Below are 14764 nucleotides of genomic sequence, written 5' to 3' on the forward strand. Positions count from 1 at the left end.
TTGCCTACCTAACCTGTTCGGTCCCAATGTTGTCCAGCGCGCGGCTCATGTGTTCGCCCACCTTGGCGATGATCGGCTCGTCGATGGCCTGGATGTGCTCGCCACCGATCGGCACGACCTCGAGGTCGGCGACGTACTCACCCCAGCCCCCGTCCGGTTGGCGGACGGCGTAGCGAGGCTCGAACATGATCGCGTCGTCATGGTAGCGATCGGCCATGTAGAGGGTCACATGGCCGTCGTACGGCTGGATCTCGGCGGTGTCGATGGCCCGGTTGTCCAGGTACGACGTGCGCTGGTGCTCGATGATCCCGGCCGGGATCTGCACGCCGCTCTGGCTGACGGCGTCCAGCACGAACCGGACCTGGCCCTCGTCGTCGAGCTCCTCGAGCTGCTCGTACGGGATCGCCGGAATGGTGACGTTGAACGTCTTCTCGGCGAATCGGGCGTATCGGTCCCAGCGCTTGCGGATCTCCTCCTTGGTCTGCGGGATCTCCTCACCCGCGCGCACCGCGTCGATCAGCCCGACCCAACGAACGTCCTTGCCCAGCTGCTTGAGCCCGATAGCGCAGGCGTAGGCCAGCACCCCGCCCAGCGACCAGCCGGCCAGGATGTACGGCCCGTCGCCCTGCATCTCGATCAGCTTCGGCACGTACTGCGCGGCCCGCTCCTCGATCGACCCCTCGACGCGCTCCAGCCCGAACATCGGGGTGTCGGCGGGCAGTCGGTTGAGCAGCGGCTCGTAGACCACCGTCGACCCGCCGGCCGGATGGAACACGAACACCGGCGGCTTGCTCGAACCTTCGGGGCGCGCCCGCAGCGTCCGCACGAAGCCGTCGACGACGCCGGCCTCCAGGTAGGCGCGCACCTTCTCGGCCAGCGCCTCGATGTTCTGCGACGACGACACGTCCTCGGCGGTAATCGGTCCCTCTGCGCGTTCGGAGAGCCGTTGCGCCATCTTCTCGGCGCTGGCCTGGTCCAGCTTGGGCAGCGGGTTGAAGATGCCGCCCGGCGACTTACCGGTGACGATCGCCCAGGTGGCGAACGTGACCCGCTCGGCCGCGTCGCGCGGCGGCACGTCGGAGTTCAGCGCCTTGGCCACCGCCTCCTGGTTGAGCGCCTCGGCGGCCCCCTTCAGATCAGGCTTCTCGCCGTTAGCCGACGGGCCCGACGGGTCTGTCGGGGGCGGCGGGACGGGCGCGTCCGACGACGGCGGCTCAGGTGCCGCCGGGGTCTCGGGCTCGGCCTGCGGATCCGGCGCCGGCGCCGTCACGGTCGCCGGCGTCGCGCCGCTGAGCATCTCCGCCTGCGCCCGCGCGATGTCCTCGGCCGTCTGCGTCTTCTGGTGCTCGTGCAGCGCGTCCACCTCGTCGCGGTGCTCGATCGCGTACTCGATCAGCTTCTCGACGTTGTAGAGGTTCGCGTCGCGCACCGCGGTCAACTGGATCGGCGGCAGGTCGAAGTCGTACTCGACACGGTTCTTGATCCGCACTGCCATCAGCGAATCCAGACCGAGCTCGATCAGGGGCACCTCCCACGGCAGGTCCTCGGGCTCGTAGCCCATGGCCGCCGCGACGATCGTGCCCAGGCGCTCGGCGATGGTCTCGCCCGACTCCGGCGACCACTTGGTGAAACCGGCCGGCATGTAGCGGGTGGTCAAGCTGTCCCCGAGCGTTTCGGACTCGATGTCCTCGCCGGCGCTGATCGCCGCCGTCCGCGGGTCCTCACCGGGTGCCTGAACCAAAGAGCCGGACGGGGGCCCCGAAGCGACCCCAGCCGCGATCGTCCCGACGCCGACCGCCGTCGGCAATGCCACCTCGGCACCGCCTCGGGCCACCAGCGCGTCGTACACCAGCGTGAACGACTCGTCGATCCGCGCGTGCACCTGGACCGACGCGCCGCCGGGGTGGCGGGTCAGCGTCGTCACCAACGCGGCACCCAGGCCGGGCACGGCGCGCTGCTCGGCGGCCGTCAGCTGGGCGTCCGGCAACACCGCCGAGGCGGCCGTCCGGACCAGCGCGGCGAGATCCGTCTGATCCCGGGGCGCGTACTCCCACACGTGCCGACCGTCCGGCAGCGCGACATGCGCACCCGGCATCAGCACCGACCCGCCACCGCCGAACTGCGCTTCGAGCCAGTGCTCCTTGCGCTTGAACCGCGTCGGCGGGATGTTGGCGTAATCCTCGGGTCCCTTGGCCCGGGTGAACAGTGTCCGCACGTCCAGGTCATGGCCGTACACGTACAGCTGCGCCATGGTCGAGACCATGGACTCGACCTCGTCCTGCTTGCGGGCCAGCGTCGCGATCAGTTGCGCGTCGTGCAGCCCGGCCGACGCCGTCGTCAGACCCACCTGCATCAGCGCCACCGGGTTGGGCGCGAGCTCGAGGAATGTGGTGTACCCGCTGTCCACGGCGTTGCGGACGCCGTGGGTGAAGTACACCGAGTGCCGCATGCCCTTGATCCAGTAGTCCACGTCGTGGATCGGGTCGCCGCCGGGCTTGACGAAGCTGCCCTCGTGCACGGTCGAGAAGATCCCGACCTCCGGGGTGCGCGGCTTGATGCCCTGCAGTTCCGCGGAGAACTCGCCGAGCAGCGGGTCCATCTGCGAGGTATGGCCCGCGCCCTTGGTCTGCAGTTTGCGGGCGAACTTGCCCTCGGATTCCGCGCGGGCGACGATCGCGTCGATCTGCTCGGGCGGACCGCCGATGACGGTCTGGCTGGGTGCGGCATAGACGCACACCTCCAGGTCGGGGAAGTCAGCGAAGACGGTCTTCAGCTCGTCGGCGGAGTACTCGACGATCGCCATGAACCGGATGTACTCGCCGAACAGCATCGCCTCGCCCTCGCCCATCAGGTGCGAGCGCGAGCAGATGACGCGGGTGGCGTCCGGCAGCGACAGCCCGCCGGCGAAGTAGGCCGACGCGGGCTCACCCAGCGACTGCCCGATCACCGCGGCGGGCTTGGCGCCGTGATGCTTGAGCAACTCGCCCAGTGCGATCTGGATCGCGAAGATGGTGACGTTGCTGGTCTCGATGCCGTAGTCGTGCGAGTCGTCGAGGATCAGCTCGAGCACCGAGTAGCCCCGCTCGTCCTGGATCAGCGCGTCGACCTTCTCGATCCACTCGGCGAAGATCTCGTTGCGCAGGTACAGGCGCTTGCCCATCTTGCGGTGCTGCGCGCCGAACCCGGCCATGGTCCACACCGGGCCGTTGGTCACCGGCCCGTCGACGCTGAACACGTTCGGCCGCTGCTTGCCCTCGGCGACCGCGCGCAGGCCCTTGACGGCCTCCTCGTGGTCGTGGGCCAGCACGACGGCGCGCGAGCGGCCGTGGTTGCGCCGCGACAGCGACCGACCGATCGACTCCAGCGACGCCGCCTGGCCCTCCGGGCTTTCCATCCAGTCCGCCAGTTCGGCGGCGGCGGCCTTCTTGCGCGACGTCAGGAACGCCGACACCACGAGCGGGATCAGCGGGGCCGGAACGCCGTCGGTAACCTGCTGCGCCGCAAGCTCTTCCAGGGCGAGCTGCTTGAGCCGCAGCGCCTCCTCGGTGACGCCGGGCAGCTCGTACTCGGGCTCGGCGACGGCCGCGGCGTCGTCGCCGATGATGTTGCCGAAGTCGTCGAAATTCAGCGCGTGCGCCTCCGGCGCCTGCTCGTCGGCCGTCTCCTTGCCCTCCGCGGCCTTCACGGGCGTGTCGGCAACGTCCGGCTCACGCTCGATCACGTCGCGCGGCAGCACCTCGCGGACCACCATGTGCGCGTTAGCGCCGCCGAAGCCGAAGCTGGACACGCCGGCCAACGCGTAGCCGCCGTAGCGGGGCCAGTCGGTGGCCTGCTCGATCACCTTCAGGCGCATCGCGTCGAAGTCGATGTAGGGGCTGGGTGCGGAGAAGTTGATGGACGGCGGCAGCTTGTCGTGCTGCAGGGCCAGTACCACCTTGGCCATGCTGGCCGCGCCGGCCGCGGACTCCAGGTGTCCGACGTTGGTCTTGACCGCGCCCAGCAGCGCCGGCCGGTCCGCGGGACGGCCCCGGCCGACGACGCGGCCCAGCGCCTCGGCCTCGATCGGGTCACCGAGGATGGTCCCGGTGCCGTGCGCCTCGATGTAGTCGACGTTGCGCGGATCGATGCCGGCGTCCTTGTACGCCCGGCGCAGCACCTCGGCCTGGGCGTCCTGATTGGGGGCGATCAGGCCGTTGGACCGGCCGTCGTGATTGACCGCGCTACCGGCGATGACGGCCAGGATCTGGTCGCCGTCGCGGCGGGCGTCGTCGACCCGCTTGAGCACGAACATGCCAGCGCCCTCGGAACGGATGTAGCCGTCGGCGTCGGCAGAGAATGACTTGATCCGGCCGTCGGGTGAGAGCACCGCGCCGATCTCGTCGAAGCCCAGCGTCACCATCGGGGTGACCAGGGCGTTGACGCCGCCGGCGACCACGACGTCGGCCTCGCCGTTGCGCAGCGCCTGCACGCCCTGGTGCATCGCCACCAGCGAACTCGAGCACGCGGTGTCGATGGTGACCGACGGTCCGCGGAAGTCGTAGAAGTACGAGACCCGGTTCGCGATGATCGAGCTGGCCGTACCCGTGATCGCGTAGGGGTGCGTGACCGACGGGTCGGACACAGCCAGGAAGCTGTAGTCGTTGGTGGAGCTGCCGACGTACACGCCGACGGGCTTGCCGCGCAGGCTCGACGCCGGGATGCGGGCGTGCTCGAGCGCCTCCCAGGTCAGCTCCAGCGCCATCCGCTGCTGCGGGTCGATGTTGTCGGCTTCGGTCTTGGCGACCGCGAAGAACTCCGAGTCGAAGCCCTTGATGTCCTTCAGGTAGCCGCCGCGGGTGCGGGCCTTCGCGACGCGGGCGGCCACCCGCGGCTCGCCGAGGAATTCCGACCAGCGACCCTCGGGCGGATCGGTGATGGCGTCGCGGCCCTCCAGCAGCGCCTGCCAGGTCTCCTCCGGGCTGTTCATGTCCCCGGGCAGCCGGGTGGCCAGGCCGACGATCGCGATGTCGACGCGCTCGGCCGCACCGGCGCGCGTCCAATCGATGCCGTCGGCACCTTCATCCTGGGGCCGCTCCGGCTCGCCCTCGATGATCCGGGTGGCCAGCGACTCGATGGTCGGGTGCTGGAACGCCACCGCGACCGACAGCGTGACGCCGGTGAGGTCCTCGATGTCGGCAGCCATCGCGACCGCGTCCCGCGAGGCCAGCCCCAGCTCCACCATCGGCACCGACTCGTCGATCGAGTCCGGTGACTTGCCGACGGCCCTGCCGACCCATTCACGCAGCCACTGCCGCATCTCGGCGACCGTCATATCGGTCTTGTTGGCGGGCGGGTTCTCCTTGACGTCGTCTAGCTCAGAGTTCTCAGACATGGGTACCTAACTCAGGATTCGGTCGCGAAGACCGTCGGGGATGCGACGCCGCTGCGCAGGCTGCCGTCAAGGTAGGCCGTACGGCATGCGCGACGTCCGATCTTGCCGCTGGAAGTCCGCGGAATGGTGCCGGCGGACACCAGCAGCACGTCGCGCACGGTCACCCCGTGCGCGACGGCGATGGCGGCCCGGATTTCGTCGGCGATGGGCTGGTAGTCGAGCTTGTGCGTACCGGCGGCCCGTTCCCCGACGATCACCAACTGCTCAGAGGTGTCCTCCCGGTCGAACTTCAGGCCGGCGTGCGGGTCGTCAAACACCTTCTGGGGCAACTCGTTCGCGGGCACCGAGAAGGCGGCCACATAGCCGACGCGCAACGCTTTGCTCGATTCCTGCGCGGTGTACTCCAGGTCCTGCGGGTAGTGATTGCGGCCGTCGATGATAACCAGGTCCTTCACCCGGCCCGCAATATAGAGGTGTCCCTTGTGGTACGTGCCGTAGTCGCCGGTGCGCACCCACATCGCGTCGTCGGGAGCTCCCTCGGCATGTGATTCGCTGACGCGCGACTTGAGGATGTTCTTGAAAATCTGGGCGGTCTCTTCTTCCTTGTTCCAGTAGCCCACACCCAGGTTCTGGCCGTGTAGCCAGATCTCACCGATCTGCCCGTCCGGCAGCTCGCTGGCCGACTCCGCATCGACGATCACCGCCCATTCGTCGATGCCGACCTTGCCGGCGGACACCTGCGCGACGGCGTTCGGCGCGTCGGGCGCAACCTCGACGAAGCGCTGGTTGTTCAGCTCACCCCGGTCGACGTGGATCACCCTGGGCGCCTCGTTGCTCGGGGTGGTCGAGACGAACAGTGTCGCCTCGGCCAGACCATAAGACGGCTTGACCGCGGTGTCCTTCAAACCGTAGGGCTTGAAGGCGTCGTAGAACTTGCGCATCGACGCGGGCGACACCGGCTCGCTGCCGTTGAGAATTCCCCTGACGTTGCTCAGGTCAAGTGGTGGCTCGTCATCGCGAGGCACCCCCCGCGTGGCGGCATGCTCGAAAGCGAAGTTCGGAGCGGCCGAGAATACCCCGCCCGTCTCTCCAGGCTTCCGCGCGAGCTCACGGATCCAGCGGCCGGGCCGGCGCACGAATGCGGCGGGCGTCATGAACGTGAAGCTTTGGCCGAGCACCGGGGCACACAGCGCCGTGATCAGGCCCATGTCGTGGAAGAACGGAAGCCAGCTGAGGCCGCGGTCACCCTCGACGCCCTCCAGGGCAACCAGCGTCTGCAGCACATTGGTGGGCAGGTTCAGATGGGTGATCTGCACGCCCGTGGGCGTCCGCGTGGAACCAGAGGTGTACTGCAGGTACGCGGTGGTGGTCTCGTCTGCCACCGGCTCCTGCCAGGTGGCGGCAACCTCGGTGGGCACCGCGTCGACGGCGATGACGCGGGGGCGTTCCTTGGCCGCGCGGGCGCGGATGAATTTACGGACACCCTCGGCGGACTCGGTGGTGGTCAGAATCGTCGACGGCGTGCAGTCGTCGAGCACCGCATGCAACCGGCCGACGTGACCCGGCTCGGCCGGGTCGAACAGCGGCACCGCGATCCGTCCGGAGTACAGCGCGCCGAAGAAAGAGACCAGATAGTCCAGGTTCTGCGGGCACAGGATGGCGATGCGATCGCCCGGCTGCGTCACCTGCTGCAGACGCGCTCCGACTGCGCGGTTGCGCGCGCTGAACTCGGACCAGGAGATGTCGCGTTCGACGCCATCACGCTCGGTGGAGTAGTCGAGGAACCGGTAGGCCAGCTTGTTGCCGCGGACCTTGGCCCAGCGTTCGACATGCTTTACCAGGTTGGTGTTATCCGGGAACCGGATCTTCCCGTTCGCGATGAACGGGTTGTGGTACGCCATGCCGCCGTCTCCTGTCGTCTTCTTCCGGTCGGCCTCGCCGACATTTCGCTTGTGGTCGGCGGTGCCGACATTCGCCTCTGCACGCGCGCCGACCCACGGCGCTCGCTCGCGCCACGCCGGGTCCGTGCCAGCTTCGACCCGATCGGGTCAACCGCAGATTGCTCTTAATTTTCTCTTAATGTTAAGGGTCGACGCGCGGCAGACCAAATCACAAGGTACCGCCGATGGAGCGCACTATCGGCGCACCAGACGCCATGTCTAAGAATGTTTAGAGATGTTCGGGTACCGTGCGGGACCCCGGCGTCAGCCGTGCTTGGGATGTGGAGCGTTTTCGATCACGCCGCGCGCCCAGTTCAGCGTCCAATCGGTGGCCGGGGCGCCGTCGAGGTTCCAGAACTGCGGGGTGGCATACAGCGCGTGGATCGGCTGGGCGCCGTTGCCGGCCAGCGTATTCAGCGTGTTCGGCAGGTTGGCGATGCTGAACGCCTCTTTCGGGGCGGCGCAGATGAGGTCGCCCGGAGCGCAGATCTCATTCGTCTTGTCGTTCAGCGTGCCGAACCCATCCTCCCGCGGTCCGGTCATCGTCAGGCCCAGCCCCGTCAGCATCGGGATGTCATGCAGGGTGATTTCGGCGCCCTCGCCCGGCGGGTTGGGTCCGATGCCCTTGCCCACGTCCACCTGGCGCCGGCCGTCGGCGATCAATGTCACACCCAGCACCAGATCTTCATCGACGGGCCCGCGGCCGTTGCCGATGCTGCTGGCGATGTCGCCCGCGATCACCGCGCCCTGCGAGAAACCGAGCAGCACATAGCTGGTCAGCGGGCATTTGTTGTTCATGTCGGTCATCGCCTTGAGGGTGGCCTGCATGCCCTGCTCCCGGCTCTCGTTGTACGACATCTGGTTGTCGGCGGAGAGCGGATTGTGGAACTGCGCCGTGTACGGGGTGGTGAACACCTGCACCCGGTTGCCGCCGTACTGCTGTGCGAGCGTCGCCACCACGTTGTGCAGCAAGGCGTTCGGGAACTGCACCGGCGCCAGCGGCGGATCTTCCAGCGACGACTCCCAGGTGCCGGGGATGTTGATCAGTTGCACGTCGGGGCAGGACGGGTCCTGGTAGGCCGGTCGCGGCTTGTGCGGATGCGCGGTGGCGGTGGGCGACGTCGGCTTCCCGCCAGTGGGCGGCACCGCGGTCGGCGGCTGGGCGGACTCCGGGGCGCGCAGCATGATCACCACCGCCACGATGACCACGATGACCACCACCGCCATCGCCCCGGCAGCGGCCCAGGCGAGGAGGCGGTGGCGCTTGCGGCCCGAAGTCTTGGCCTTCTTGGCCTTCTTGACCATAGGGGGACGGTCTCCTACCAGCAGTGTCGTCAGGTCGCAGCTCGATTACAGGAATGCGGCCATCCCGACCTTCTGCTGCACTTGCTCTACACGGTACCGGCTCGTCGGAGGTCGCCGTCCGCTGTCGCGGCCGTCCGCGCCGCCGAGCGCGAGCGACCTGAAAGTAGGGGATATACCCCGTCAGCCCTGCACTTTGAGGCCCCTCACGACCCGGGTGGAGACCAGCACAGCGCGAGCGACCCCAAAAGTGCAGGAAATACCCCGTCAGCCCTGCAATATGAGGCCCCTCACGACCCGGCTGCAGACCAGCACAGCGCGAGCGACCCCAAAAGTGCAGGACATACCCCGTCGGCCCTGCACTTTGAGGCCCCTCACGACCCGGCTGCAGACCAGCACAGCGCGAGCGACCCCAAAAGTGCAGGACATACCCCGTCAACCCTGCAATATGAGGCCCCTCACGACCCGGGTGGAGACCACCACGGCGCGAGCGACCCCAAAAGTGCAGGACATACCCCGTCAACCCCGCAATATGAGGCCCCTCACGACCAAGCGGCGGACAAGCCGCGGCCGGCGACGGCTTGCACCGCCGCGAGCGTGCACAAAATGCCGGCCAGCACTGGCGTGTCCCCGGACATCTGCCCATGCGCGCCACGCGCCACAGCAGGCCGTCAGAAGCTGTCGCTCAGAGGTGGGCACGAAGGCATGAGACCGCCTGGCGAGCCCAGCCGAAGCGAACCGAAGCGACCGACAGCCGCGCTTACCGGATGGCGCCGGCGATATCGCCGGACATGGCGCCCAGCTCGGCGCTCCACGACCCCCAGCCGTGGTCGCCGCCGCCGGGGAAGTCGAAGTGGCCGTTGTGCCCGCCGACGGTGCGGTACTGCTGGTAGAACGACAGGCTGCTACCCATCGCCTGGTCGGCCGCATCGATCATGGCGACAGGATCACCGTTTGCGGTCTTCGGCGCATAGACCCAGATCCGGCTGTTGTTCTGGGCCAGCAGCGACGCGTGCACCCACGGGTCGTGCCACTTCCAGCGGCCCAGCTGGGGCGCACCCCACATGCCGTTGCCGTCGACGCCGCCGTAGCGCTGCAGGCCGGCGAGGATCGCGCCGTTCATGGTGGTTTCCGACGGGTAGAGGAAGCCCGACATCGAGCCGGCGTAGCCGAACCGGTCCGGGTGGAACGCGGCCAGCGCCATGGCGCCGTACCCGCCCTGGGAGGCGCCGACGGCGGCGTGTCCCCCGGGCGCCAGGCCCTTGTTCGCGGCGAGCCAGTCGGGCAGCTCCTGGGACAGGAAGGTGTCCCACTGCTTGCTGCCGTCCTGCTCCCAGTTGGTGTACATGCTGAACGCGCCGCCGGCCGGGGCGACCACCGAGATGCCCTTGCCGGCCAGCGTGCCCATCGCGTTGCCCGCGGTGACCCAGGTGCTGACGTCCGGGCCGCCGTTGAAGGGGTCCAGCAGATACACCGCGTGCGGACCGCCCGCGAGGAAGGCCACCGGGATGTCGCGGCCCATGGCGCCCGACGGCACCATCAGGGTTTCGTAGGCCGCTCGTGCCGGGCCGGCGGGACCGAAAACCACCGCGACACCGGCGACCCCGAGCGACAGGAGGGCAACACAGAGCAGCCGCAGAACTTCCGACAGATGCCTCAGACGCCTGATGCCCCTCATGTACACCTCCATGGTCGGTCGTTCGCATGGTCGATTGCTGTGAACACTATCCAGCCCGATGGGGTGAGCGGTAGTGGGGTAGTGAACTGCGCCACAAACGGCTGACGGCGGCGACTCCGCAGAGTCGCCGCCGTCAGCGGATGTTGTTACAGGCTTACCAAGCCAGGCCTAGGCGCCGTGGGTGGTTCCCGCGGCGGCAGGCGCACCGGCGGTGGGAGCCGCGGTGGGGCCACCACCGGGGGTCGCACCGAGCACGCGCTGCAGGTCAGGCTTCATCGCGTTCAGCTGCGAACCCCAGTACTCCCAGGAGTGAGTGCCGTTGGCGTCAAAGTTGAACACCGCGTTGTGGCCACCGGCCTGCGTGTAGGCGTTCTGGAACTTGATGTTGCTGTCGCGGACGAAGCCTTCCAGGAACTTCGCGGGCAGGTTGTCCCCGCCCAGCTCGGACGGCTTGCCGTTACCGCAGTACACCCAGATGCGGGTGTTGTTGGCGACCAGCTTCCCGACGTTCAACGACGGGTCGTTGCGCTGCCACGCCGGGTCCTCCTTGGGGCCCCACATGTCCTTGGTCTTGTAGCCACCGGCGTCGCCCATGGCCAGACCGATCAGCGTCGGGCCCATCGCCTGCGACGGGTCCAGCAGCGCCGACAGCGAGCCGGCGTAGATGAACTGGTCGGGATGGTAGGCGGCCAGGGTCAGCGCCGAGGAACCAGCCATCGACAGACCAACCGCTGCGGTGCCGGTGGGCTTGACCTGCCGCTGCGACGCCAGGTACGAGGGCAGCTCGCTGGTCAGGAAGGTCTCCCACTTGTAGGTGGTGCAGCCGGCCTTACCGCAGGCGGGGCTGTACCAGTCGGAGTAGAAGCTGGACTGGCCGCCGACGGGCATCGCGACCGAGATGCCGGACTGGTAGTACCACTCGAACGCCGGGGTGTTGATGTCCCAGCCGTTGAAGTCGTCCTGCGCCCGCATACCGTCGAGCAGGTAGAGCGCGGGCGAGTTGGCGCCACCGCTTTGGAACTGGACCTTGATATCGCGGCCCATCGCCGCAGACGGCACCTGCAGGTACTCGACTGGCAGGCCTGGCCGGGAGAAGGCTCCCGCAGTCGCGGAGCCGCCGACGGCGCCGATCAGACCCGACAGCAGGGCCGCACCAACGGCTCCCACCACGAGTCGGCGCGGCATACCCGTCACGGCACCGCGAAACCTGTCAACAAGCTTCATCGTTGCTTCCTCATCCTTCTGATCCTCGTAGGCCGCATCCAAATTTTTTTGGGGGCGCACCTGAACTAGGTCGAACTGCGAGCGTCCACGCTGCAGTGCCCGTGTAGTCAATCACAAGTTGGGGCGTCGCTCCGCATTGAGCAAGCCTCGCAAACGCTCGCTCGTCGTCTGTTCCCCGAGTTCCGCGGCGCAAAACGTGCGACTTTTTCCGGCGTTTTCGCATGTGCCCGCCCGGCGTCGTCCCCAGGTAAGCGCGCAGATGTGATTTTGCTGTCAATCTCCGGGCACACTCGGCGCCGACCCCGACACGCGCGGGCCGAAACCCGGTGCAAAAAAGTCTTCGCTGTCCTCACTCGTGCGGGGGTGGGGGGCCCGCGTCGGGCACGTCGAGACCGCACCGGATGAGTTCGTAGAGCGGCACCCGGTCGATGCGGTACTTCGTGAATTTGAACGAATTCACGAAGTTGGAAACGAACCGGTGCGGGGTCATCGGTGCGCGTACCGAATTCAGCACCGCTTGGGTCGCGGGACATTTCAGCGCCGCCGCCGCCTGCGCGACCCACTGCTGGTCGAGGTATCCCGGAATGCCCGGATACACCTTCACCCAGGGACCGTCGGCCACCACCCAGTCCGGGAAGAGGTTTTTGTCGTGTCCGATCCTGCCGTGCTTGAGCCGCTCGGTGTGCTGCGCTATCGGATTGGCCAGCCCGATCTGGTCGATGACCCGGACGTCCAGCCCGACGTTCATGCCCAGCATGCCGAGATTGGTGAAAAACACTGCGTGCTGCGGTTTTTGGGGCGACTGGCCTGGGCCGGACGCGACCATCGGCACCAGGTCCCACTGGGTGTAATTGCCCGACGGCAGCAGCAACGCGCCGTCCGGGGTGTTGTTGATCGCCGTGAGGACGGCGGCCATCCGCGGATAGTCCAGATAGTCGGCGGCGGTGAGCGGATGCGCGTGCCCGGTGGCCTGCGCATAGAAGCGCCGTTCGTCGACGATACCCGTGTAGGTGACGCGGGTGGCGTCGTCGCCCATCCCCGGCGAGTTTGCTGCCCACAGCGACCAGCCCGCCACACCCAGCCAGAGCACCCCCGCGGCGCCGGCCAGCCAGATGCCCGCCTCGCGGGTGACGTCCTTGCCGTCGGGCAGGGCTACGGGGATCACGGCCACCGGTGCCAGCAAACAAAACAGCGGCGCCAGCAGCACCCGGCCGTGCATGAAATCGCCGCCCTGGCGGATCCAGTAGAGCGCCTGGAAAAGTCCGCTGACGAGGACGAAAGCCACCACCGCGGGCGGGCTTTGGACGCGGCGCGCCCACCGTCCGTAGTTGGGCGACTCCAGTGGTCGCAGGAACGACGGGCGCCGCCGCGCGACCATCAACAACAGCCCGAGCGGCACCAGCAGCACCACGGGAGCCCACAGCGCATAGGGCGTGTTGAAGTTCGAGAGGTAGATCATGCCCTGCGACCACTTGTCGCCGGCCGCGTCCTTGGCCAAGGCCGTCCCGGGGACCAGCAGGCCGTAGTAGCCCATCCGGAAGATCTGGTAGGCGACTGGCAGCAACCCGCCGGCCGCCACGATCAGCGCCCGGCGCTGCCAGGTGCGGGCTGCGATCAGCATCATGATCAGCGCCAGCCCGCCCATCACCGCGAGCTCGGGCCGGACCAGTACGCTCAGCCCCGCGACGAAGGCCAGCGTCCCGAGGAACCACGGCCGGTCCGGACGGTTGCGCAGCGGCTGCGACCAGCAGACCATCATCCACCACAGCAACCCCAGGTAGGTCAGCACCAGCCCGCTCTCCAGGCCGGAGGTGGCGAAGTCCCGCGCGGGCGGCAGCGCGATGTAGACCAGCGCACCGGCGGGCAGCATGATCGCCCGACGGCCCCGCAGGCTGGGCGCGTACAACCGGCCCGCGCCCAGCATGAGCAGCGCCACGCCAAGTACGGACAGCGTCAGGGCCAGCGCCAACGCCACGTACTCCAGGCGCATCGGCCCGCCGATCCAGCTGCCGATGTACATCAGATACGTCCACACCGTGGACGTGTTGGCCTCCACCCGCTCGCCCATGTTGAACACCGGGCCGTTGCCGGCCAACAGGTTTCGCACCGTGCGCAGCACGATCAGCCCGTCGTCGGCGATCCAGCGGCGCTGCCAGGCCCCCCAACCGAACAGCAGGGCGACCACAGCCACGCTGACCCACAGGCTGATCCGCACGACCCGGTGGTAGCGGAACACCGGCCGAAACAGTGGCCTGCCCCTCGACCGGCCTCGCAGCATCGCCGCATTCAGGCCTTTGATGGGACCCGTGATGCCCTTCAGGCCTGGCAGTTTCGCGCTAGCCGAAGGCAACCGCGGCTCCAATAGTCGCGATCCACAACACGAACAGCAGCTGCAACACCCGGTCGCGCAGCGCGATGTCCTCGGGTTCCCCGGCCAGCCCGCCGTCGACGTCCACGGCGTAGCGCAGGATCGCGATGGTGAAGGGGACCATGGTCACCGCGTACCAGGACCCGGAGTGGTGGTCGCGCTCGAACGCCCACAGCCCGTAACACATCACGACCGCGGTGGCCGAGAGCGTCCAGACGAAGCGCAGGTAGGTGCTCGTGTAACTTTCCAGCGACTTGCGGATTGCCGCGCCGGTGCGCTCGGCCAGCTGCAGTTCCGCGTAGCGTTTGCCGGCCACCATGAACAGCGACGCAAACGCCGCCGACAGCAAGAACCACTGCGACAGCGCGATGTCGGTGGCCACACCGCCGGCGATGGCCCGCAGCAGATACGCCGACGACACGATGCAGATGTCAAGGACCGCTTGATGTTTGAGGCCGAAGCAGTACCCCAGCTGCATGGCGATGTAGACCACCATCACCACCGCGAGGTTGGGCTTGTGCAGCGGCAGCCACGCAACCGCCAGGGACGCCGCGCCCAAGAACACCGCCAGCACGTAGGCCAGCCACTCGGGCACCACCCCGGCCGCGATCGGTCGGTACCGCTTGGTCGGGTGTTCCCGGTCGGCCTCGACGTCGCGCACGTCGTTGACCAGGTAGATGCACGACGCCGCCAGGCTGAACGCCACGAACGCCACCGCCACCTGGGTCCCCATCAGGGGGTAGTCATAGTGGACGTCCTTGCTGCCCAGCGCGGCCACCGGCGCGGCCAGCACCAGCACGTTCTTGACCCACTGCCGCGGACGGATCGCCTTGATCACGCCGGTGACGACGTTGCTCGGAACCTTCGGGGCGTCGGTCACG

7 protein-coding genes are annotated in these 14764 nt (G+C 68.0%); all 7 read right to left on the minus strand.

Annotated features, from left to right (window positions below; all coding sequences use genetic code 11):
- Nucleotides 1-4: 4 nt before the first annotated feature.
- Complete coding sequence (pks13, locus tag AC5Y5V_RS00315) at nt 5-5311, minus strand: polyketide synthase Pks13 (RefSeq protein ID WP_499931078.1); 5307 nt, start codon at nt 5309-5311, stop codon at nt 5-7.
- Between the two features lie 71 nt (nt 5312-5382).
- Entirely contained in the window at nt 5383-7272 is a 1890-nt protein-coding gene (gene fadD32 / locus AC5Y5V_RS00320; protein WP_499930452.1) for a long-chain-fatty-acid--AMP ligase FadD32, read from the minus strand.
- Between the two features lie 303 nt (nt 7273-7575).
- A complete protein-coding gene (gene culp6, locus AC5Y5V_RS00325) occupies nt 7576-8616 on the minus strand; it encodes a carboxylesterase Culp6 (RefSeq protein WP_499930453.1) in 1041 nt (346 codons plus the stop codon).
- A gap of 757 nt (nt 8617-9373) precedes the next feature.
- On the minus strand, nt 9374-10291 hold the full coding sequence (locus tag AC5Y5V_RS00330) for an esterase family protein (RefSeq protein ID WP_499930454.1): 918 nt from the start codon (nt 10289-10291) through the stop codon (nt 9374-9376).
- Nucleotides 10292-10459: 168 nt separating this feature from the next.
- Nucleotides 10460-11515, minus strand: coding sequence for a diacylglycerol acyltransferase/mycolyltransferase Ag85A (gene ag85A, locus AC5Y5V_RS00335; protein WP_499930455.1), 1056 nt, complete (start codon nt 11513-11515; stop codon nt 10460-10462).
- A 349-nt stretch (nt 11516-11864) separates the two neighbouring features.
- Nucleotides 11865-13877, minus strand: a complete 2013-nt coding sequence (aftB, locus tag AC5Y5V_RS00340) for a terminal beta-(1->2)-arabinofuranosyltransferase (protein ID WP_499930456.1) — start codon at nt 13875-13877, stop codon at nt 11865-11867.
- Nucleotides 13852-14763 (minus strand): decaprenyl-phosphate phosphoribosyltransferase, encoded by a 912-nt coding sequence (locus AC5Y5V_RS00345; protein ID WP_499930457.1) that lies wholly within the window; start codon nt 14761-14763, stop codon nt 13852-13854. The genes aftB and AC5Y5V_RS00345 overlap by 26 nt, the downstream gene beginning before the upstream one ends.
- Nucleotide 14764 lies beyond the last annotated feature (1 nt).

It is taken from the genome of Mycobacterium sp. NGS68 (genome assembly GCF_059812195.1).

Bases quoted from the DNA above. Each gene is read 5' to 3' on its own strand.
- pks13 (WP_499931078.1), bottom strand. From the start codon at position 5,311: ATGACGGTCGCCGAGATGCGGCAGTGGCTGCGTGAATGGGTCGGCAGG.
- fadD32 (WP_499930452.1), bottom strand. From the start codon at position 7,272: ATGGCGTACCACAACCCGTTCATCGCGAACGGGAAGATCCGGTTCCCG.
- culp6 (WP_499930453.1), bottom strand. From the start codon at position 8,616: ATGGTCAAGAAGGCCAAGAAGGCCAAGACTTCGGGCCGCAAGCGCCAC.
- AC5Y5V_RS00330 (WP_499930454.1), bottom strand. From the start codon at position 10,291: ATGAGGGGCATCAGGCGTCTGAGGCATCTGTCGGAAGTTCTGCGGCTG.
- ag85A (WP_499930455.1), bottom strand. From the start codon at position 11,515: ATGAAGCTTGTTGACAGGTTTCGCGGTGCCGTGACGGGTATGCCGCGC.